Origin of the sequence: Enterococcus sp. AZ048 (genome assembly GCF_051715125.1) — a bacterium.
Classification (GTDB): Bacteria; Bacillota; Bacilli; order Lactobacillales; family Enterococcaceae; genus Enterococcus_A; species Enterococcus_A gilvus.
On sequence record NZ_JBIOTD010000001.1, the window covers coordinates 1041320 to 1062023 of the forward strand.

At 40.9% G+C, this 20704-nt stretch carries 24 protein-coding genes; 20 read left to right on the top strand and 4 right to left on the bottom strand.

Annotated features, from left to right (window positions below; translation table 11 throughout):
* Positions 1–6 precede the first annotated feature (6 nt).
* On the bottom strand, positions 7–870 hold the full coding sequence (locus tag IGI66_RS05120) for a Cof-type HAD-IIB family hydrolase (protein WP_438847878.1): 864 nt from the start codon (positions 868–870) through the stop codon (positions 7–9).
* Positions 871–1065: 195 nt separating this feature from the next.
* Between IGI66_RS05120 and IGI66_RS05125 the strand changes: the two genes are divergently transcribed.
* The 18 genes from IGI66_RS05125 to IGI66_RS05210 all read left to right on the top strand — a co-directional run bounded on the left by IGI66_RS05125 (position 1066) and on the right by IGI66_RS05210 (position 16590).
* Positions 1066–1746, top strand: a complete 681-nt coding sequence (locus IGI66_RS05125; protein ID WP_010781308.1) for a uracil-DNA glycosylase — start codon at positions 1066–1068, stop codon at positions 1744–1746.
* A gap of 161 nt (positions 1747–1907) precedes the next feature.
* Positions 1908–2888, top strand: coding sequence for a phosphate acetyltransferase (gene pta, locus IGI66_RS05130; RefSeq protein WP_438847880.1), 981 nt, complete (start codon positions 1908–1910; stop codon positions 2886–2888).
* A 232-nt stretch (positions 2889–3120) separates the two neighbouring features.
* Positions 3121–4710, top strand: a complete 1590-nt coding sequence (locus IGI66_RS05135; RefSeq protein ID WP_438847882.1) for an alpha-glucoside-specific PTS transporter subunit IIBC — start codon at positions 3121–3123, stop codon at positions 4708–4710.
* 19 nt (positions 4711–4729) lie between these two features.
* Positions 4730–6061, top strand: a complete 1332-nt coding sequence (locus tag IGI66_RS05140) for a 6-phospho-alpha-glucosidase (protein WP_086305679.1) — start codon at positions 4730–4732, stop codon at positions 6059–6061.
* A gap of 63 nt (positions 6062–6124) precedes the next feature.
* Positions 6125–6910 (top strand): MurR/RpiR family transcriptional regulator, encoded by a 786-nt coding sequence (locus IGI66_RS05145; RefSeq protein ID WP_438847884.1) that lies wholly within the window; start codon positions 6125–6127, stop codon positions 6908–6910.
* A gap of 65 nt (positions 6911–6975) precedes the next feature.
* Positions 6976–7434: a hypothetical protein gene (locus tag IGI66_RS05150; protein ID WP_438847886.1), complete on the top strand. Its 459-nt coding sequence runs from the start codon at positions 6976–6978 to the stop codon at positions 7432–7434.
* A complete protein-coding gene (locus IGI66_RS05155) occupies positions 7431–7889 on the top strand; it encodes a PTS sugar transporter subunit IIA (protein ID WP_438847888.1) in 459 nt (152 codons plus the stop codon). Before IGI66_RS05150 ends, IGI66_RS05155 begins: the two co-directional genes overlap by 4 nt.
* Before the next feature lie 213 nt (positions 7890–8102).
* Complete coding sequence (locus tag IGI66_RS05160) at positions 8103–9002, top strand: sugar ABC transporter substrate-binding protein (RefSeq protein ID WP_438849278.1); 900 nt, start codon at positions 8103–8105, stop codon at positions 9000–9002.
* Entirely contained in the window at positions 9002–10309 is a 1308-nt protein-coding gene (locus tag IGI66_RS05165; protein ID WP_086305682.1) for a sensor histidine kinase, read from the top strand. The genes IGI66_RS05160 and IGI66_RS05165 overlap by 1 nt, the downstream gene beginning before the upstream one ends.
* Complete coding sequence (locus IGI66_RS05170; RefSeq protein WP_438847890.1) at positions 10302–10976, top strand: response regulator transcription factor; 675 nt, start codon at positions 10302–10304, stop codon at positions 10974–10976. The genes IGI66_RS05165 and IGI66_RS05170 overlap by 8 nt, the downstream gene beginning before the upstream one ends.
* Positions 10969–12267 (top strand): ABC transporter substrate-binding protein, encoded by a 1299-nt coding sequence (locus IGI66_RS05175; RefSeq protein WP_438847892.1) that lies wholly within the window; start codon positions 10969–10971, stop codon positions 12265–12267. The genes IGI66_RS05170 and IGI66_RS05175 overlap by 8 nt, the downstream gene beginning before the upstream one ends.
* A gap of 183 nt (positions 12268–12450) precedes the next feature.
* The gene (locus tag IGI66_RS05180; RefSeq protein WP_438847894.1) at positions 12451–12876 is read left to right on the top strand and encodes a PTS sugar transporter subunit IIA; all 426 of its coding nucleotides are present in this window, start codon (positions 12451–12453) and stop codon (positions 12874–12876) included.
* A 17-nt stretch (positions 12877–12893) separates the two neighbouring features.
* Complete coding sequence (locus tag IGI66_RS05185) at positions 12894–13385, top strand: PTS system mannose/fructose/N-acetylgalactosamine-transporter subunit IIB (protein WP_438847895.1); 492 nt, start codon at positions 12894–12896, stop codon at positions 13383–13385.
* Between the two features lie 22 nt (positions 13386–13407).
* Entirely contained in the window at positions 13408–14250 is an 843-nt protein-coding gene (locus IGI66_RS05190; protein ID WP_086305687.1) for a PTS mannose/fructose/sorbose/N-acetylgalactosamine transporter subunit IIC, read from the top strand.
* Complete coding sequence (locus tag IGI66_RS05195; protein ID WP_308605823.1) at positions 14231–15088, top strand: PTS system mannose/fructose/sorbose family transporter subunit IID; 858 nt, start codon at positions 14231–14233, stop codon at positions 15086–15088. Before IGI66_RS05190 ends, IGI66_RS05195 begins: the two co-directional genes overlap by 20 nt.
* 67 nt (positions 15089–15155) lie before the next feature.
* The gene (locus IGI66_RS05200) at positions 15156–15422 is read left to right on the top strand and encodes a hypothetical protein (RefSeq protein ID WP_438847898.1); all 267 of its coding nucleotides are present in this window, start codon (positions 15156–15158) and stop codon (positions 15420–15422) included.
* A gap of 182 nt (positions 15423–15604) precedes the next feature.
* Entirely contained in the window at positions 15605–16072 is a 468-nt protein-coding gene (gene tsaE, locus IGI66_RS05205; protein WP_438847900.1) for a tRNA (adenosine(37)-N6)-threonylcarbamoyltransferase complex ATPase subunit type 1 TsaE, read from the top strand.
* Positions 16069–16590, top strand: a complete 522-nt coding sequence (locus tag IGI66_RS05210) for a GNAT family N-acetyltransferase (RefSeq protein ID WP_438847902.1) — start codon at positions 16069–16071, stop codon at positions 16588–16590. Before tsaE ends, IGI66_RS05210 begins: the two co-directional genes overlap by 4 nt.
* Positions 16591–16631: 41 nt before the next feature.
* Here the strand turns inward: IGI66_RS05210 and IGI66_RS05215 are convergent, their stop codons facing one another.
* Both IGI66_RS05215 and IGI66_RS05220 read right to left on the bottom strand, forming a co-directional pair.
* Entirely contained in the window at positions 16632–17165 is a 534-nt protein-coding gene (locus IGI66_RS05215; RefSeq protein ID WP_086305691.1) for a 3'-5' exonuclease, read from the bottom strand.
* Positions 17166–17242: 77 nt separating this feature from the next.
* Positions 17243–17998, bottom strand: coding sequence for an exodeoxyribonuclease III (locus tag IGI66_RS05220; protein WP_010781298.1), 756 nt, complete (start codon positions 17996–17998; stop codon positions 17243–17245).
* 131 nt (positions 17999–18129) lie between these two features.
* On the opposite strand from IGI66_RS05220, the gene IGI66_RS05225 reads away from it, so the two are divergent.
* Both IGI66_RS05225 and murB read left to right on the top strand, forming a co-directional pair.
* Complete coding sequence (locus tag IGI66_RS05225) at positions 18130–19041, top strand: Gfo/Idh/MocA family protein (RefSeq protein WP_431381083.1); 912 nt, start codon at positions 18130–18132, stop codon at positions 19039–19041.
* A gap of 85 nt (positions 19042–19126) precedes the next feature.
* Positions 19127–20032, top strand: a complete 906-nt coding sequence (gene murB, locus IGI66_RS05230; RefSeq protein WP_314577621.1) for a UDP-N-acetylmuramate dehydrogenase — start codon at positions 19127–19129, stop codon at positions 20030–20032.
* Between the two features lie 46 nt (positions 20033–20078).
* Here the strand turns inward: murB and IGI66_RS05235 are convergent, their stop codons facing one another.
* A complete protein-coding gene (locus IGI66_RS05235; protein ID WP_438847905.1) occupies positions 20079–20702 on the bottom strand; it encodes an ECF transporter S component in 624 nt (207 codons plus the stop codon).
* Positions 20703–20704 lie beyond the last annotated feature (2 nt).

The following is a 20704-nucleotide window of genomic DNA, read 5'->3' on the forward strand; positions in this document are numbered from 1 at the left end:
TTTTTACTATTCAGAAAGGATTCGATCGATTGCTTTCGCTACACCATTTTCTTCATTCGTATCAGTCACATTGTTGGCGATTTTCTTAATTGCCGCTGCGGCATTGCCCATCGCAAAACTTGTTCCTGCATAAGTCAACATACTCACATCGTTAAAGTTGTCACCGAGGGCCATCACTTGGTCAGAGGTAAAACCACGCTCTTCAGCAAATTGTTTCAAAGCGATGCCTTTTTGAGCATTGACATGATTAATCTCAATATTCGTTAATTCAGAAGCAGCGATAGCAAGATCACCCATCTTTTCAAGTTTACCAGTCACTTCTTTTAACTGCTCTGGGCCATCTTTGTCAAAAGCGATGATTTTTAGTACTTCTTCTTTTTTATCGATCAAGGTTTGACGAATGTCTTTTACAAACGTGATCGGAGTCAAGGATAGATGGCGTGAAGAAGCTGCAATCGCCATTTTTTTTGACATTCCAGGCACTTTCCCTAAAATATGTTCGGAGAAAAATTCGATTCGCATCGGTTGATTGGAAGAATACACATGTTCAGCCGTGAAAATCTCATAATACAAGCCGGCGTCTTCAAGCATATCCATTACTTCAAATGTCTTTTTCTCGCCGATGGGAATGGTAAAGATCGTTTCTCTTTTGGCATTTACGACATGAGCACCATTTAGTAAAATCATCGGTACGTGAATGTTTGCTTCATCTAAAGAGATTTTCGCATGGCTCATTCCGCGTCCAGTTGCTGTAATAAATTCGATTCCTTGAGCTTGAGCTTTCTGAATGGCTTCGATATTCGCTGTTGGGACTTGCATTTGATCGTTCAACAGTGTACCGTCCATATCAGAGGCAATGAGTTTTATCAAAATTATTCACCTAGCTTTCCTATCATACAACGATAGTGTACCATAATCCTTGAGTGGATAACCATGTCGACTGCATTCTTTAAAAAGAATTCATTGAATAAAGAAGAAATTTGACGGAGATAAATCAGTCGTAAAAATGGACCGACGCCTTTCTTTTTTTCGTAGAAATAGGAATAATAAATAGGAGTGTATAGAATGAAAGAAATTATTCATAATGATTGGCAGCATGTATTAGCAGATCAATTCCAAGCGCCGTATTATTTAGAATTACGAGAATTTTTGAAGGATGAATATTCTACTCAGAGGATACATCCTGATATGTATCATATTTTCGAGGCTTTGGAATTAACCCCCTATGATCAAGTGAAAGTGGTGATCTTAGGACAAGACCCTTATCACGGCGCAGATCAGGCTCACGGCTTGTCTTTTTCCGTCCAACCAGGTGTGAAGATCCCGCCCTCTCTGCGTAATATTTATCAAGAATTGCAAAGTGATTTAGGGATTCCTCCTGTTCAACATGGGAATCTAGTTCGTTGGGCTGAGCAGGGAGTGCTGATGCTTAATACAGTATTAACCGTTCGTGAAGGTCAAGCGTATTCACATCGAGGAAAAGGGTGGGAACAATTAACAGATGCCATTATCGAACGATTAAATGAGCGGGAAAAGCCTATCGTATTTATTTTATGGGGAAAGCCAGCACAGGAAAAAATCAAAATGATCGACACGACAAAGCACGCGATCGTAAAATCGGTTCATCCTTCCCCTTTGTCTGCACATCGTGGATTCTTTGGTTCAAAGCCATTTTCAAAAGCGAATCAGTTTTTGGAGGGGTGGGGCGAACAGCCGATTGATTGGCAGTTGCCTGAAACAGTGTAGTATGACAACGGTTTCTGTTATAGGGACAGTTTGTGAAAAGGCTCTTAATTCATATTTACTAGATTTTAATTAGTGATACAGATGTTTTATTCTGTCCTTTTCTTTTCATGTGAATTGTTGTATTATTAATAAGAAAAAAATAATCTGGAGGTTTTTAACTCGTGGAACTATTTGACAGTCTTAAATTTAAAATTATTCGTCGCAACATTAAAGTGGCATTCCCAGAAGCAACAGATGCACGTATCTTAGGTGCTGCCTCTCGTTTGAAAGCAGAAGAATTAATCGAACCTGTATTGATTGGCAACCTAGCTGAAATTGAAAAAGCTGCGGGCGCACGTGGAATCGCTTTAAGCAACTTCACGATCATTGATCCTGATCACTTCGATCGCTGGGATGAAATGGTGGAATCTTTTGTTGAGCGTCGTAAAGGCAAAGTCAGCAAAGAAGATGCTGAAAAGATTCTTAAAGATGAAAATTACTTTGGCACGATGCTGACATACATGGGGATTACAGATGGTATGGTCTCTGGAGCGATCCATTCTACAGGAGATACTGTTCGTCCCGCCTTGCAAATCATTAAAACAAAACCAGGTGTCAGCCGTACAAGCGGAGCCTTCTTGATGGTTCGTGGTCGTGACCAAGAGAAATATTTGTTCTCCGACTGTGCGATCAACGTGAATCCAACTGCGCAAGAATTAGCAGAAATCGCTGTAGAATCAGCTAAGACTGCTGAATTATTTGATATTGAACCGAAAGTAGCAATGATGAGTTTCTCAACAAAAGGATCTGCTAAATCTCCTGAGGTTGAAAAAGTAGCGGAAGCCACAACAATTGCTCAAGAATTAGCGGCAGAATTTCTGATTGACGGCGAATTACAGTTTGATGCAGCGTATATTCCAGGTGTGGCACAATTGAAAGCGCCAGAATCACAAGTAGCTGGACAAGCAACTGTTTTCGTATTCCCAGAATTACAATCAGGAAATATCGGTTATAAGATCGCTCAGCGTTTCGGCGGGTTTGAAGCAATTGGTCCTGTCTTACAAGGATTGAACAAACCAGTGTCCGATTTATCACGTGGCTGTAACGAAGAAGATGTTTACAAACTTTCAATCATCACAGCAGCGCAATCTTTAATGAACTAAAGAGTGCTTTATGAAGGCTAAAAGCAAGAATTCGCATGTAACGGCGAGTTCTTGCTTTTTTTGTGCAGACAACTATTTTTGTCTGGGAAATTTCCCAAGCGAAGACACCTGGTGACAAGGGCGGAACCTAATTCCCCAAAAGGAGCGATCGTATTGTAAACGTTTTATTATGCCTGTATAGTCAAATTTGTAAACAGGAAAAATAATTATTGGAAGGAGATGTGTTTTTGTCATGATGGAAAAGATTCAGCGCTTTGGAGGGGCGATGTTCACCCCGGTGCTCTTATTTTCATTTTCGGGAATCATGGTTGCTCTTTGTATCATTTTCAAAAACCCGATGCTTGTCGGCAGTATTGCTGCTGAGGGAACCACATGGTATGCAATCTGGAGCATCGTTGAAAATGGTGCTTGGACGGTCTTTAATCAGATGGAATTGCTGTTCGTTATTGGACTATCTATCGGGTTAGCTAAAAAAGCAAATGCGCGTGCAGCGATGGAAGCATTTGTTGTTTATACCACGTGTAACTATTTCATTTCATCTATGCTTGAGTATTTCGGCGACTTTTTCGGTGTGAACTTTGCAGCAGAACCAGGAGGAGAAAGCGGGTTTAAGCTGATCGGCGGAATTAAAACCTTGGATACCGGAATTATTGGGGCGATATTTATCTCAGCAATCGTCGTTTTTCTACACAACCGTTACTTTGACACGAAATTACCCGATTTTCTAGGAATCTTTCAAGGCTCATCCTTTATCGTTATTTTAGGATTCTTCGCGATGCTGCCGATTGCCTTTCTCATTTGTTTGATCTGGCCGAAAGTCCAGCAAGGGATTGGTTCATTACAAGGCTTTCTAGCTAGTGCCGGAATCTTTGGTGTTTGGCTCTATACGTTTTTAGAACGAATACTCATTCCTACGGGGCTGCATCATTTTATTTATACACCTTTTGTGTATGGTCCGGCTGTTGTGGAAGAAGGGATCACCAAATATTGGATGGGTCATTTGCAGGAATTTGCGCAAACAACGACACCATTAAAGCAATTATTCCCAGAGGGCGGTTTCGCCTTGCACGGCAATTCTAAAATATTTGCTTCGCCGGGAATCGCCGCAGCGTTTTATTTTAGCGCAAAACCTGAAAACAAGAAAAAAGTATTGGCCATTTTGATACCAGCAACACTAACAGCCGTCTTGGCAGGAATTACAGAACCTTTGGAATTTACTTTCCTATTTGTCTCACCCCCATTATTTGCGGTTCATTCTCTTTTGGCAGCGACAATGGCTGCGACGATGTATGGATTTGGTGTTGTGGGAGACATGGGTGGAGGCTTCATCGACTTATTAGCTAAAGTCTGGATTCCTTTGTTCCAGAATCATAAAGGGATGATTTTCACTCAGTTAATTATCGGTCTTGCGTTTGTCCTGATTTACTTTTTCGTTTTCCGCTTTTTGATTCTACGTTTTAACCTCGCGACCCCAGGGCGTGAAGAAAAGACACAAGACGTTAAGTTGTATTCGAAAAAAGATTACAAAGAAAAACAAGGTGGCAGCGTACCTGTATTAGAAGGTGCGAATCAATATACAGAGCAGGCGGCGGTTTATTTAGATGGATTTGGCGGAGCAGAGAATATCGCCAAGGTCAACAACTGTGCGACGCGCTTGCGGATCACTGTGAAGGATCAAAAGCTCGTCCAAGCGGATGATGTTTTTCGTTCGGGTGGCGCTCATGGCGTCGTTCGTAACGGCAATGCCTTTCAGGTGATCGTCGGCCTAGATGTGCCACAAGTTAGAGAACAATTTGAAACACTGATGGATGCAGAAAATTAATAAAGGAGCGTATTTAAAAATGAAAAAATTCTCAATTGTTATTGCAGGCGGAGGAAGTACTTTTACACCAGGGATCGTATTGATGTTGTTGGATAATCTGGATAAATTTCCCATTCGACAAATCAAATTTTACGACAATTTGGAAGAACGCCAAAATCACGTCGCAAGTGCCTGCGAGATTTTGCTAAAGGAACGCGCACCAGAAATCAACTTTGTCGCTACGACAGATCCCGAGGCGGCATTTACTGATGTGGATTTCGTGATGGCACATATCCGTGTTGGTCTGTATGCGATGCGAGAAAAAGATGAAAAGATTCCATTGAAATATGGTGTCGTGGGTCAAGAAACTTGCGGGCCTGGCGGAATTGCTTATGGGATGCGTTCAATTGGCGGCGTATTGGAACTAGTCGATTATATGGAACAGTATTCACCAGATGCTTGGATGTTGAACTATTCAAATCCGGCAGCAATCGTAGCTGAAGCGACGAGAAAATTAAGACCTACATCAAAAATCATCAACATTTGCGATATGCCCGTGGGTATCGAAGAGCGAATGGCGCATTCAATCGGTTTGTCTTCACGTAAAGAGATGGTCGTTCGCTATTACGGCTTGAACCATTTTGGCTGGTGGACAGATATTCGTGATAAAGAAGGCAATGATTTAATGCCTCAGATCAAAGCACATGTGAAGGATCATGGGTATTCGTTACCAGAAGAAATCGAAGAATCTCAACACACCGATGCAAGCTGGATGCATACTTTTGCGAAAGCGAAAGACGTGTATGCGTTAGACCCGGATACATTACCAAATACGTATTTGAAATATTATTTCTATCCGCAAGATGAAGTAGCCCACGCCAATCCAGAATTTACACGAGCAAATGAAGTGATGGCAGGCAGAGAGCAGCACGTATTCAGCGAATGTGATCGCATTGCGGAGGCAGGCACCGCTGAAGGAACGTCTTTAGAGGTGGATGAGCACGCAAGCTACATTGTGGATTTGGCTCGAGCAATTGCCTACAACACACACGAAAGGATGCTATTGATCGTACCAAATGAAGGGGCCATCGTGAACTTTGATGAGACAGCCATGGTTGAAGTCCCTTGTGTTGTCGGAAGCAATGGTCCAGAGCCGCTTACTCAAGGAAAGATTCCGCGTTTCCAAAAAGGATTGATGGAGCAGCAGGTCGCGGTAGAAAAATTGGTCGTAGAGGCGTGGGAAGAAAAATCTTACCAAAAACTGTACCAAGCATTGTCTCTATCACGAATCGTTCCAAATGCGCGGATCGCAAAAGAATTATTGGATGATCTGATTGAAGCCAATAAAGATTTCTGGCCAGAACTGAAATAGTTTGTGTGAAATAAAGCTACTTTTCTCCTCCTTCACGTATAATAGTGTAGGAGGGGGAATTTTATGACATTAGAACAATTGATCCATCAGCATTTAGAAGAACTTAGTGAATTGGATAAAGATATTTTACAATTCATTCTTGCAAATCCTGAGCAGGTCCAATCGTCAGGCATCATGGAATTGGCAACGATGGTCCATGCATCAAAATCATCGGTCTTACGAACAACAAAGAAACTCGGATTCTCTGGATATTCAGAATTGAAGTATTTCTTGCGTCATTCGGAAGCCAATGAGCAAACAGAGACGAACGAAAAAGATATTTTTGAAAAACAATTTGACGACATCAAAAAGACATTGGAATATATGCACTCTGTGAATCTAGAACCCATCAATGAGATGTTCGATAAAAGTCAGATCATCTACTGTTACGCGACGGGTTTTTCACAAAAAAATGCGATCGATGAATTTTATAAGATGATGCTAACTGTTGATAAACGAGTATTGGTTTTACCGAATAAAACAGAACTGGATATGGTCATGCCGATCATCACTAAAAACGATTGTGTCATTGTGGTCTCTCTCAGTGGTGAGACGGATGAGATCAAAGAAAATCTGACGGCCTTAGAAGTTCGAAAAATCCCTGTGCTGAGTGTTACTGCAATAGGAGACAATTATTTTGCAAGACACAGCACGTTCCATTTGAATTATTATTGTGATTATTTTGTGGTAGGTAGAAGACACACGCAGGCACAATCGCTGATTGGATTAAACTGTTTGATGGACTATTTAAGCCGATCCTATAGTGTCTATACCCTTGATAAGGGCGAGACAGTTGCCACAGACAATTAGCCGGTCGCTTATAAAGAAAAGACATTTACAAGTAAGCAAAGACAGTTGAAGAAGGAGTGAAAAAAATGATAGCGCTTAAATCATTTAGAATAAAGAGGAATGTATTGTTAGGCTATTGGATTTTGGTCCCAAGTCTCTTTTACTTCTATTTATTCTTAATAAGTTTTCATCAGCAACTAAGTATCCAAGAGCTTATTACACAAATCCCCGGACTGGCACTGGCTTTTCTAGTTTCTTTTGTGACGCTTTTTCAGGCGGCCTGTCTTTATTTCATTGGTCATGAGAAGGCCAATAGTAGGAATTTGGAAAAGCAGTTTTTGACCTTTAGTATGGTTCAGCAAATTCTAACAGGAAATATTATTGGTGCGGGATTGTGCTATTTTTATAATAAACAGTTGTTTTCTGGAGAAGAGAATCCTTCGCAAAGGACAAAACTACTTTTTTATTCCATTGTTGGCTTTGTTAGTCTGATCAGTTTAGTCATTTTGATGATCGCGATTCGCATGAGAGGAGTACACGTATGATTTCGTTTTTTAAAAAGAAAAATCCTAAAATTTTCAGCCCAATTGCTGGTCGTTTGACACCTTTGTCAGAAGTAAATGATCCTGTTTTTTCTGAAGGAATGATGGGACCGGGATTTGCAATAGAGCCTGAAGCGGGCGAGCTGTATTCTCCGATAGAAGGTGTAATAACCACCATCTTTCCTACAAAGCATGCGATCGGTCTTAAGAGAAAAGACGGTAAAGAGCTCTTGATCCACATCGGAATCGATACGGTGGAGTTGAATGGTGAAGGCTTTAATATTTTTGTTCATGAAGCAGAGAAGGTGACGCCGCAAACGAAGCTTGCTGAGATTGATCTGGCATATTTGCAACAGCAAGGAAAAGGGAAAACCATCATGGTCCTTTTTCCTGAGGATACACAAACGTATTCCGTAGCAGAAAAAGTAGTAGCTGCGGGAGAAGAACTTTCGTTATAACGAAAGAAGCAAGAATCCTTTTTGAGGGTTCTTGCTTTTTTTATAGTATAAAAATACAAATCGATAGTAAAATGCTTACATATGTCACTAGGAGAGAGCTTCTTGAATAGTGTATGATAAGAATAAAACGGAGTAATTTGAATAATTGGGTTAAGGGTGGTGCGGATGAAAAAACGAGGAATTTTCAAATTAGGTCTGATTCTTTTGATGCTTATGATAATCTTCGGAATATATTCGATAGGATATAAAAATCCGAGTAGACAAAACCGTGTTTTTGGTGTTTCTTTTATGACAATGAATAACCCTTTTTATGAAGTAATAAATAACGAACTATGGAAAGTGATAGAGAACAATGGAGATGCCTTGATTACACTGGACCCTGCTTTAGACATCGAAAAGCAAAATGAACAGATTCAATATTTTATTGATAAGAAAGTAGACGGGATTTTCATTAATCCGATCGATTCTGGAGCCATTAAGCCTGCGTTAGAAAAGGCGGAAAAAGCAGGTATTCCTCTTATTGCGGTAGATGCACCTGTTGAAAATTCTGAACTCGTGGATGTTACCGTTGTATCCGATAATTATGACGCAGGAGTTCAGTGTGCTAAAGATATGATGGATCGTTTTGACCGGACCAAGATTATTTTACTAAAGCACACAGCAACTAAATCAGCAAAAGATCGCATTGACGGGTTTTTGGCAACGATCAAGGGGCATGATGACTATCAAGTCGTCAATCAGGGAGAATGCCAAGGACAATTAGAAAAAGCAATGCCGTTAATGGAAAAAATGCTTGAGGAAACACCTGATGTTGACGTTGTCATGGCATTGAATGATCCGAGTGCTTTGGGAGCCATCGCCGCATTGGAAGAGGTAGATAAATCCGATGTAAAGGTATATGGAGTAGACGGTACTCCCGAACTTAAATCATTAATCATGAGTAGTTCAAATGTGATCGGGACAGTCGCTCAATCACCGATCTCGATGGGGAGAATTGCTGCAAATGAGATGTATCAATTGCTTAAAGGAAATGGAAAAGAAGAAGTCGTAGTTAAAGTAAAACTGATAACGTCAAGAAATGTTGAGGCCTACGATGAAACAGGGTGGCAGTGATGAAGAGAAAGTACGATATTTCATTGACGACGATCAAAAACACTATGACAGCATTAAATTTTATTATTGTGATTTTTTTTGGAACCGTCTACTTGATAGGAACTAAATATGTTGTCGATCATCGAATCGCGCGTGAGTTTTTGGATCGGGTCAATCATGTTCCTTTGAACCCAGAGGTAGTGTATTTCGCGTCGATTTTATTATTTATAGTATTGATTTTTTTAATGTATTATCGAACAATCATTGCACGCAATCATAAGGTGTTAAATGTCTTATTCACGGTCGTACAGCTGACGATTTGTTTTGGATTGATGTATCTATTTAATATGGGATACAACGGAATTGTACTCTTAGTTTTTTGTGACAGCATTTATCATTGGAAAGATTCTTCTTCTCGCTGGATATTGGTTGCACTGATTATATTATATTTAGTATCTAGTTATGAAGTAGCCTCAGCAGTATTGCCCATGAACAATCCGCAAGCATTTTTTGAAATATATGATATGAATACTCGGAGTCTCTTATTTGCGATACGAAACGTATTGGTCACACTGAATATCCTTATTTTTATTGGCTTTATTATTATGTACATTACGCATCAACTTGAAGAAAATGAAAAAATCGCTAAGGAACTCGATATGATCCATCAAGTAAACCGTGAATTAAAAAATTATTCGGTAGCCATTGAAAAAATGGGAGAAAGAAACGAACGAAAACGACTCGCTAGAGAGATTCATGATACCCTCGGTCATGCACTTACAGGGATAGCTGCAGGGGTAGATGCCTGTATCGTCATGATAGATATCGATGCACCTGAAACAAAAAAACAATTGAAGGTCGTAGCAAAAGTAATACGTCAAGGGATCGGCGAAGTAAGAGATTCTTTGAATAAGCTTCGCCCAGGAGCACTTGAAGAACAAGGGTTTAAGGGTGCTCTGTTGAAGCTGATTTCTGAGTTTACGAGCGTCTCTCATTTAGAGGTGGAATTGGATTATCAACTGCATAATATTGATTTTGAATCGATAAAGGAAGACGTATTGTTTCGTGTGATTCAAGAAAGCATGACCAATTCCATGCGTCACGGCGGTGCGACAAGTTTGAAGATTCGTTTCTATCAAGAAAAAGACTGGGTTTACTTGGATATCCATGACAATGGTGTCGGGGCTTTGGAAATTCATCATGGTTTTGGATTAAAGCAAATGGTCGAGCGGCTTTCTGTTATCAACGGGGACGTTCGTTTTGACGGCACAGATGGATTCCATACAGTAGCGAAAATACCGATTCAGAAAGGAGAACAGTATGATTAGCGTTCTTATAGCCGACGATCAAGAATTGATTCGCGAATCATTGAAGGTCGTCTTAAGAAGTCACGATGATTTATCTGTGGCAGGTGTTGCAGCTGATGGGGTAGAGGTGTTGAAATTTTTAAAAAGGCAAGCCGTGGATATTATTTTAATGGATATTCGTATGCCAAATATGGATGGTGTCCTTTGTACTAAAGCAGTCAAAGAAACATACCCTGGAACTAAAATCATTATTCTGACGACTTTTGATGATGATGATTTTGTCTTTAGTGCATTGAGATACGGAGCGAGCGGGTATCTGCTCAAAGGAGTAGGTATGGATGAACTTTACCACGCCATTGTTACCGTCAATCAAGGCGGCGCAATGATCAATCCGGATATTGCGATGAAAGTATTTAGTACCTTCTCAAAGATGAATCAGAATAATTACACCATCAAAGTTGATAAGAAAGATACTGAGACCATCAGTAATCCAGAATGGCGGGTACTGCAGCAAGTTGGGTATGGGTTGTCAAACAGAGAAATCGCTGAAAAATTGTTTCTTTCTGAAGGAACAGTTCGTAATTATTTAAGTTCTATCCTCACAAAGCTCAATTTAAGGGATCGGACACAATTAGCAATTTGGGCAGTTCAATCGGGGCAGACGGCAAAGGGGTTTAACAATGAATAAAAAGATTGCGAGGGCGATAACAGGGCTATTTTTTCTTGTTGTACTCATTTTGGGCGTGACGTATTATCGCAGGCCTGTCACGATCACGTTAGGTACCTTCGCAGGAAGCAACTGGGATGTTCCCAACGGCAATAGCTATAAAGTGATTGACGATGCCATCGCTCGCTTTAAAAAGAAACATCCAAATGTCACGATAGTGTATGATAGCGGAGTTCAAAAAGAGGACTATTCCCTTTGGTTATCTGAAAAAATAGTCACAGGTAAAGAACCTGACATTTTTTTAGTCCCTAGTGAGGATTTTAATACGCTTAGTTCTTTGGGTGCTATGAAGGACTTAGATTCTTTAATGGAAAAAGATCAGAATTTCAACAAAGAGGACTATTATAAAAGCGCAATGCAATCTGGTGTTTACCAAAAAAATCAATATGCACTGCCATACGAGAGTAACCCGACATTGATGTTCGTAAATAAAACACTATTAGAAAGAGAAGGAATTCCAATCCCTAATAATGATTGGACATTACAAGACTTTTATAAGATATCAAAAGAAGTGACGAAAGACAGTGACAGGGACGGGCTGATTGATCAATATGGATACTATGATTACAATTGGTTAGATTCCGTTTTTGCTCATGGCAGCCAAATATTTGATGAGGAAGGGGATACGAGCTATCTTAGCCAGGATTCATTCAAAGAATCGATTAATTTCGTAAGACGACTTCAGAAACTTAATCGAGGCTACCCAGTGAGTGCAGATGATTTTGATAAGGGAAGGATTGCTTTTTCTCCAATGCCCCTTTCCCAGTACCGAACGTATAAACCTTATCCTTGGAGAGTGAAGAAGTACTCGAATTTCGAATGGGATTGCGTAAAGATGCCAACTCTTAATGGTAAGGAAGGCAATAGTCAAACTTCTACACTATTAATGGGAATGTCAGCGAACACAAAACATACTCAAATTACTTGGGAATTCTTGAAAACATTATGTTACGATCAGCAGGTACAGCAGAGCTTGATTGAGTACTCGCAAGGACTTTCTCCACTAAAAAAAGTCACTAGATCAGATCAGACGATCTCACTTATAAATGAAGATACAAAAGACAGTATGGTAGACTTGCATCTTTTAAATGAAGTGATGGAAGATACGGTCAATCATAGTCAATTTAAAAAATATCAGTCCACCTTGAAAATCATCGATACCAGCTTGCAACAGCTTATTGAATCAAATGAAGATATGGACGTCTCACTATTAACACTCCAAAGGGAAGTTAATCAATATTTAAAAGAATAAACGATCGCATCCAAACATGACCTGTTATCAAGGTCATGTTTTTTTGTTTACATTATGCTAGACCAAAATGACATCTGTCATAATCATTTTGTTGAAAATTCATAAAAAAGATGTGACAGACGGCAGATGGAATAGCTAAGAATTCTTGTTAAGCTACAAGTGTAAAGACAAGGAGGAGTGTAAATGAAATACATGCTATTGGTTTCCCACGGAATGTTTGCCAAGGGACTAGCAGATGCATTGCAGATGCTAGTTGGACCGAAAAAGGAATTACTTGCTTGTGGATTAAAGGAAAACCAATCCATAGATAGTTTTGCCAACGATTTTTCAATGTTAATAAAAGATATTCCCGTTGGGAGTGAATTGGTCGTCCTGGGAGATCTCATTGGCGGATCGCCTTTGACCAATGCAACAAGCATTTTGATGGAAAAAGGATTCACAGAAACGATGGTCGTGATGGGCGGGATGAATCTGCCGTTGGCTGTAACAGTTGCATTAATGAAAGATTCTTTATCGAAGGAAGAGTTAGTAGTGCAGGTAACTAAGGAAGCAAGGGAAGCGCTCAAGGAATTTCGTTTAGTCAAAAATAATGAAGACGAAGATATTTAGGAAGGAGTATTTATATTATGACAGTTTCATTTGTAAGGATTGATGATCGGATCATTCATGGTCAGACGACGACACGTTGGGCAAAGGAATACCCTTGTGACGGGTTGGTAGCTGTGAACGACAAGGCTGCTTCCAGTGACGTATTAAAAGCCGCGTATAAAGCCGCTAGTGAGAAAAAAACGTTTGTCTGGAGTATGGAAGAATTTGCTAGAAAATCACAAAAGGTCTTAGACAGTGATTCACGGTATTTCTTAATTACTAAAAATCCGAATGATATGTACAAGCTTTTAGTAGAAGACGGGTTTGATCCGGGGATCAGAAAGATCATTGTTGGCCCTTGCAATGATCGAGAAGGAGCTGTAAAACTTGGAAACAATCAAAGCGTTACTCAAGAAGAAGCCGATGCTTTTGAAAAACTGAGTCAGGCGGGGTATGAGATTGAGTTTTCTTTGCTTCCAGATGTATCGATCGGTCCATGGAGCAAGTTTAAAGGGAAATTTGGCTATTAAAAACAGAAGGGAGCAATAAATTATGGCAATCAATTGGCTTCAGGCGGCAGTTTTAGGGATTTTTGCTTGTCTATCAAGTATGCCTGGACTAGGTGGGACTTCAATTGGAAATTATACGCTAGGTCGCCCATTAATCGGGGGATTGGTTTGTGGAATTATTTTAGGAGATTTGAAGACAGGTATTTTAGTCGGTGCCGCCATGCAATTAGTATATATTGCTTTAGTAACACCCGGCGGAACGGTGTCAGCGGATGTTCGCGCAGTTAGTTATATTGGTATTCCATTGGCAATGCTGGCATTGAAGAGTTATGGAATTGATGCGGCAAGTCCAGACGGAGCAGCATTAGCAACGTCATTTGGAACAATGGTCGGTACATTAGGAACCGTACTGTTTTACGGAACAGCTACCATCAATTTGGCTTGGCAACATATCGGATGGAAAGCCGTCGAAAAGGGAGAACTCAACAAGTTGAATCTGGTCAATTATGGCCTGCCCTGGATATCCCATATCATTTGTTCGTTTCTACCTACATTAGTGATGTGTAAGATGGGTGCCCCAATGGTAGATCTGATTAAGGATTATCTGCCAATGGATGGTCTAGCAATGAAAACCTTGTTTACAGTGGGCGCATTATTGCCAGCAGTTGGGATCGCTATTCTATTGAAACAAATTGTTACGAAAGCTACGGATTTCATTCCATTTTTCTTCGGTTTCACATTAGCAGCATCGTTAGGCATCAACTTAGTATCTGCGACAGTGATTGCCGGAATGTTTGCATTAATCAATTATCGGATCAGATCAATAAAATTGGAAAAAGCAACCGCTGCGGGTGCTCCATTCGACGATGATGAGGAGGATATTTAACATGGAGAAAAAGATTTCAAAAAAGACGTTGTCTAAGTCCTTTCATAAATGGTATTACGGAAATTTGACCTGCTTCTCTCAAGAGCATATGCAGACATTCGGGTACTTGTGTTCGATGTTGCCAATCGTTGAAGAATTGTATGAAAAAAAGGAAGATCAGTTAAAGGCAATCAAGACGTACACGGCCTTTTTCAATACGGAGCCTCAATTAGGAGCAGTCGTCGTCGGAATTACTGCCGGCTTAGAGGAAGCGCGAGCATCCGGAGCGGAGGATGTCGATGATGAAGCCATCAATGGTTTACGTGCTGGTCTAATGGGGCCGATTGCTGGGATTGGAGATTCTCTTGTTGTTGGTACGGTCATTCCAATCTTACTTGGTATTGCGTTAGGAATGTCGAATGGCGGTTCCCCACTAGGAGCGATCTTCTATATTATTGCTTGGAATCTATTTGCTTATTTTGGAATGAGATTTATCTATTTTAAAGGGTACGATCTTGGTGGGAAAGCGGTTGACTTCCTAGTAGGGGCAAAGGGAGATGCGATCAGGGAATCTATCACGTTGATTGGTGGAATCGTGATAGGAGCCGTTGCGGCAAGCTGGGTCTCGATAAAAACGGCTTTCACAATGACCGCAGACGGGGCAAAGGAACCTTTCCTTAATTTGCAGGAAACATTAGATGGCGTCTATCCAGGATTTCTAACAGCTATTTTTGTTTTCTTTTGTTGGTACTTGTTAGCTAAAAAAGGAATGTCTCCGGTAAAGGTCATGTTGCTACTGGTAGTTATTGCTTTTGCAGGTGTATTGATTGGTTTCTTTAATCCAGGACTGCAATATTAAAAGGAATCAAGAATATTTAAGATGTATGGTTTATAGGAAAGTTGGATAAAGTAAGGAGTTTGAACGAATGGCTAACAAAACGAGAGCAGCCTATAAAAAAGAAATGGAATTTCAACTGAGAATGCTTCAGAATTTGAAGCGTTGGGCACGAAATATGTTGGTCTTATCCTCTATCGCTTTCTCGCTTATTTTATTCGGAACGGCTCATCACACGATACAAGTGTTTGGTATAGTTCTTATGGTCCTATCACTCTCTATTCTATTGTTATTAGGATGGACGATAAAAAAAGGAACAGATAATTTGAACTTACTGCTTGAGAAAAGCATGTTATAGGCTTGGAAGAGAGCTATAAGTATAGAGGCCAAATGAATTCAATTAAATAAATAAAAAGTCAAGGTAGATCTATTAGCTATCTTGATTTTTTTATATTGGAACGAGCAATTAGAAATCTTTTACTTTTCTACAAAAGCTGAAATCGTTATACTAAATTGGTAGTAGAAAAGAGGGGAATCGGCGTGATAACGTTAGCAGATACAACAGCAACAGAAGAATTAGGAAAAATCATTGGAGTGGCAGCGAATCCAAGCGATAATCTGGTATTGACTGGGAATCTTGGTGCAGGAAAAACAACACTGACTAAAGGCATCGCTTTAGGGTTAGGGATTGACCAAATGATCAAAAGCCCTACCTATACGATTATTCGTGAGTATCAACAGGGACGGTTGCCGCTGTATCATATGGACGTGTACCGTATCGAGTCAGGTGCGGATGATTTAGGGTTGGATGATTATTTTGAAGGTGATGGTCTTTCTGTGATTGAATGGGGGCAGCAATTGGGCGATTATATGCCAGAAGATTATCTGGAGCTGCTCTTATCTAAGGACGATCAAGATGAGAATCTGAGAAGGGTCGAGTTGCTGGCGAATGGTGAGCGATCAGAGCGATTCAAAGAACGCATTTTGAAAGCGTGGGAAACAAAATGAGTGAAGTCGAAATAACTTTGAGAGAAGCGATTCCGGAGGATGCTGCGGACTTATTAAAGGTGAGTCGTCAAATCGCGAAGGAAACCGATTTTTTGATCATGGATGAGGCTGGTTTAGGTATAGATGAAGAGCTATTGGAGCTGCAATTGGCGAATCTTTACGAGAGTGAAAATAACGTCCTCTTATTAGCTCTTGCAGATGATCGAATTGTTGGGATGGCATCGGTCAAAGCAGGACCAGAGTACACAGTCGCTCATATTGGAGAAATGGGTATCAGTGTTTTGAAAGAGTTCTGGGGAATCGGACTTGGATCTGCTTTATTAGATGAAGTCATTTATTGGAGTGAGAATGCCTCGCCACTTCGACGATTGGAATTGACCGTTCAAAAAAGAAATGAACGAGCGATCCATTTGTATCAAAAGTTTGGTTTTGAAACGGAAGCCACGATGGTACGTGGCGCTCGGGATGCACAAGGGGAATTTTTAGAGGTTCTATTAATGAGTAAATTGATTCATTAAAAAAAGCGAAGCAGCGTGCTTCGCTTTAAAGGAATCACCGACTACATCGGCAAGACTAATTTTTTTAGAGGATCAACGCCAAAGTGATCTTCTTGATAAAGAAGGATTTTGGCACACGCACGACTATCCTCTAAGGCATCGTGGTGATGTTCTAATGGGATGTCCAGTTCTTCGCAGACCGTGTTCAATCGATGGTTTGCCATTTCAGGAAATAAGCGGCGGCTGGATCGCACGGTGCAAAGTGAAAGATAGGACGGCTGCTCTAACTGATAATATTCTAGACAGCCAGCTAAAACTTTCGTATCAAAACCAGCATTATGAGCGACGATCAAGCGATTTTCCTTGTAGTAATGCTGGATCTCTTGCCATACTTCAGGAAATTTCGGCGCATTTTCAACATCTTCAGGATGGATACCGTGGATTTGGATATTCTTCCAGTAAAACTCAGTTTCTGGTTTGATCAAGGAATAATATTCGCCAACAATCTGGCTGTTTTTCACCATTACCAGCGCAAGGGAACACGCGCTGTGGGTTTGGTAATTGGCTGTTTCAAAGTCCATTGCGATAAAATTCAACAGGTTCACCTCTTCGCCATTGTTTTAACCTATTTTTTTCAGCGGCGAAAGTCTTGCGGTCAAATTTTCACTCTTTCTTAAAGAGTAATGTCGAGTTCGACTGGGCAATGATCGCTGCCGAAAATTTCGGTATGAATTTTTGCCTCTTCCAGCTTGTCTTTTAAGTCCTCAGAGACAACAAAATAATCGATGCGCCATCCGGCATTGTTTTTACGGGCATTGAAGCGGTAACTCCACCATGAATAAATGCCTTCTTGATCCGGGTAGAAGTAGCGGAACGTATCGATGTAGCCATTCTCTAATAAGATACTGAATTTTTCGCGTTCTTGCGGTGTAAAACCAGCATTTTTTTGATTGGTTTTCCAATTTTTTAAATCGATGTTTTCGTGAGCCACATTTAGATCGCCACAGAAAATAACCGGTTTTTTCGCTTTTAGGCCGTTTAGATACTGCAGGAAGGCTTCTTCCCATGTCATGCGGTAGTCTAGACGCTTTAATTCATTTTGGGAATTGGGCGTATAGCAAGTAACGACATAGTATTCAGGGTATTCTAAGGTAATTAATCGGCCTTCTTGATCGTGTTCTTCCATGCCTAGGCCATACGTCACAGTCATTGGTTCATGCTTCGTAAAGATTGCTGTACCGGAGTAGCCTTTCTTTTCCGCATAGTTCCAGTATTCGTAGTAGCCTGGCAGGTCCATCTCGATTTGACCTTCCTGCAATTTGGTTTCTTGCAGACAGAAAAAATCGGCATCGAGTTCATTAAAAACGTCCATAAAGTTCTTTTTCATTACGGCACGTAATCCATTGACGTTCCAAGAAATTAATTTCACGGTTCATTCCTCCATACATTATAAAGTGATCATCGAATTAATTGTATCGAAAAAGAGTAAGAAAGCAAAGCAGTTGAGCGTATTTGTCAGTTGACAGTGCTTAAAAAATAGATTGAAAAGAGGAAATACCTATGAAAATCGGAGTAATCGGGATCGGCGGGATCGCACAAAAAGCCTACTTGCCTACCTATGCGAAAATGCGTCAGGATACGGAGTTTATTTTTGCGACACGGAATGAAGAGGTTCGCCGCAACATTTCAGAGAAATATGGATTTACTGAAACGGTAGCGACAATTGATGAATTGCTGGGAAAAACGATCGATGCTTGTTTCATCCATGTCGCGACAAAGGTGCATTTTGAAATCGCCAAAAAGTGTTTAGAAGCTGGGGTTGCCGTATTTATGGACAAGCCTGTCAGCGAAGAGCTGCAAGAAGTGAAACAGCTTCAGGAATTAGCCAAGGAGAAGCAGCTATTGTTTATGGTGGGATTCAATCGTCGGTTTGCGCCAATGGTAGATCAACTGAAGCAATTGCCGCAAAAACGAGTGATCCATCTAGAAAAGAATGAGCCTGCTCATGGCATGAATGCCCAGTATGGAATTTATGATTTGTTCATTCATTTGGTGGATACAGCGGTTTATTTACTGGATGATGAGATCATGAGTGTCCATTCGAAGATTCGGGAAGAACAGGGTCAGATGACCTATGCACAGCTGCAACTGTCCACTGCAACAACAGAGTGTCTGTTATCCATGGATCTGATGAGCGGCGGCAAAATGGAACGCTACCACGTTAGTTCGTCGGAACAAACAATGATCCTCGATCAATTGACGGAGCTGACGATCAAGCGTGGTCAAGCAGAAGAAAGTCAACGTTTTGGTGACTGGACAACGACATTGGAAAAACGCGGGTTTGAACAATTAGTCGAGGCCTTTATCGGCAGCTTGAAGGGACAAACGATTGATTTGCGTCAAGAAAATATTTTATTGAGTCATGAGCTGTGTGATCAAATGCTTCGTCAACACATCCGCCATCAATTATAAGGGGTGGTAAGTTTTTTTCTTGCGTGCTAAAATAGCAAGGATGTTTGAAAAATTTACCCGTATCGAACGAGAAAGGCTTATCAAAGTGAAAACAATAGACATAACGAACACACTACCTAATTTGAAAATCCTTTTGGATGAACCTTTAATGAATTATACGTTTACAAAAACTGGCGGACCTGTGGACGCTCTAGCATTTCCGAAAGACAAAGAAGAAGTCAAATCTTTAGTGGATTATTGCCGCGAACAGGACATTCCTTGGATCGTCTTGGGCAATGCCAGCAACTTGATCGTCAAAGACGGCGGGATTCGAGGTGTCGTCATCATGTTGACAGAGATGACCTCGATCCGTGTAGAAGAGGACACGATCACTGCTCAAGCAGGTGCCAAGCTGATTGATACGACCTATGTTGCTTTGGATCATTCCTTGACAGGCTTTGAATTTGCTTGCGGTATCCCAGGTAGCATCGGGGGAGCGGTCTTCATGAATGCAGGTGCCTACGATGGTCAATTGCAAGATGTCTTTGAATCTGTAGATGTTTTACTCGCGGACGGAACCTTTGAAACGTGGTACAAGGATCAAATGAACTTTGCTTATCGGCATTCAGCGATCCAAGAGCAGCCCGCGATCGTGCTAAGCGCTAATTTTAGATTGGCACCTGGCGATCATACACAGATTGAAAAACGAATGGCTGAATTAACCGAATTGCGTGAGCTGAAACAGCCATTGGAATATCCTTCATGCGGCAGTGTCTTTAAACGTCCGGTAGGACATTTTACAGGAAAGCTGATCCAAGATGCTGGTTTGCAGGGATTGATCTGGGGCGGTGCGCAAATCTCTGAAAAGCACGCTGGCTTCATCGTCAATATCGACAATGCTACAGCAACGGATTATATTGAATTGATCGCCCATATTCAAAAAACGATCAAAGAAAAATTCGATGTGACATTAGAGACGGAAGTTCGGATTCTTGGGGAAGAGCCAAAATAAAAAAATGCTTGAAAGAACTCATTGAGAGATTCTTTCAAGCATTTTTTTATTTTTTCATTAAGCGTAGCAAGACGGAACAAACGCCCATGGTGGCAACTCCAGCAACGATAGCTTCAACCAAGCCGCTGCCAAAAATGATACCAAGGATCACACCGTAAACCGCATTGGCGGTCACTTGCAGCACATCTGCGTAGCTGTCTTTAAAGAAAAAGAAGATCAAATTCATGACTAAGATCGTATTCGTCATTGATCCAGCCAGTCCGGCGATGAATAAGCTGACTGGACGGACTTTTTCTTTCAATAAGCGGTGCAGTCCTTTATAAACAAAGTAAGGAACGACACCGATCAAAATTCGAGGGACGATCGCAACGATGACGGCACGCCAATCACCATGATTTGTCAAAGGGTTGGCGATAAAGGGTGAGAAAACAAAGGACATCGGCGTAATTACGACAGTCGCTCGAGCCAGACTGATTACACCAAATATGGCACCGAGTCCTGCACCGATACGCGGGCCCAAAACGATCGAAGCGATGATCACTGGAATATGCATCGTAGTCGCATTGATAGGACCGATCGGGATAAAACCAAGTGGGGTGACCGCCAAAATGATCATGATGGCTAAAAACATCGCAGTCAACGTAAAATCTTTAACATTTCGCTCTTTCATGT

Excerpts from the sequence above, each read along its gene's own strand:
- IGI66_RS05125 (WP_010781308.1), top strand. The coding sequence starts at position 1,066 with ATGAAAGAAATTATTCATAATGATTGGCAGCATGTATTAGCAGATCAA.
- IGI66_RS05165 (WP_086305682.1), top strand. The coding sequence starts at position 9,002 with ATGAAGAGAAAGTACGATATTTCATTGACGACGATCAAAAACACTATG.
- IGI66_RS05140 (WP_086305679.1), top strand. The coding sequence starts at position 4,730 with ATGAAAAAATTCTCAATTGTTATTGCAGGCGGAGGAAGTACTTTTACA.
- IGI66_RS05145 (WP_438847884.1), top strand. The coding sequence starts at position 6,125 with ATGACATTAGAACAATTGATCCATCAGCATTTAGAAGAACTTAGTGAA.
- IGI66_RS05190 (WP_086305687.1), top strand. The coding sequence starts at position 13,408 with ATGGCAATCAATTGGCTTCAGGCGGCAGTTTTAGGGATTTTTGCTTGT.
- IGI66_RS05160 (WP_438849278.1), top strand. The coding sequence starts at position 8,103 with ATGATAATCTTCGGAATATATTCGATAGGATATAAAAATCCGAGTAGA.
- IGI66_RS05180 (WP_438847894.1), top strand. The coding sequence starts at position 12,451 with ATGAAATACATGCTATTGGTTTCCCACGGAATGTTTGCCAAGGGACTA.
- IGI66_RS05185 (WP_438847895.1), top strand. The coding sequence starts at position 12,894 with ATGACAGTTTCATTTGTAAGGATTGATGATCGGATCATTCATGGTCAG.
- IGI66_RS05155 (WP_438847888.1), top strand. The coding sequence starts at position 7,431 with ATGATTTCGTTTTTTAAAAAGAAAAATCCTAAAATTTTCAGCCCAATT.
- IGI66_RS05170 (WP_438847890.1), top strand. The coding sequence starts at position 10,302 with ATGATTAGCGTTCTTATAGCCGACGATCAAGAATTGATTCGCGAATCA.
- IGI66_RS05200 (WP_438847898.1), top strand. The coding sequence starts at position 15,156 with ATGGCTAACAAAACGAGAGCAGCCTATAAAAAAGAAATGGAATTTCAA.
- IGI66_RS05175 (WP_438847892.1), top strand. The coding sequence starts at position 10,969 with ATGAATAAAAAGATTGCGAGGGCGATAACAGGGCTATTTTTTCTTGTT.
- IGI66_RS05150 (WP_438847886.1), top strand. The coding sequence starts at position 6,976 with ATGATAGCGCTTAAATCATTTAGAATAAAGAGGAATGTATTGTTAGGC.
- IGI66_RS05135 (WP_438847882.1), top strand. The coding sequence starts at position 3,121 with ATGATGGAAAAGATTCAGCGCTTTGGAGGGGCGATGTTCACCCCGGTG.
- IGI66_RS05195 (WP_308605823.1), top strand. The coding sequence starts at position 14,231 with ATGATGAGGAGGATATTTAACATGGAGAAAAAGATTTCAAAAAAGACG.
- IGI66_RS05210 (WP_438847902.1), top strand. The coding sequence starts at position 16,069 with ATGAGTGAAGTCGAAATAACTTTGAGAGAAGCGATTCCGGAGGATGCT.
- IGI66_RS05225 (WP_431381083.1), top strand. The coding sequence starts at position 18,130 with ATGAAAATCGGAGTAATCGGGATCGGCGGGATCGCACAAAAAGCCTAC.
- IGI66_RS05235 (WP_438847905.1), bottom strand. The coding sequence starts at position 20,702 with ATGAAAGAGCGAAATGTTAAAGATTTTACGTTGACTGCGATGTTTTTA.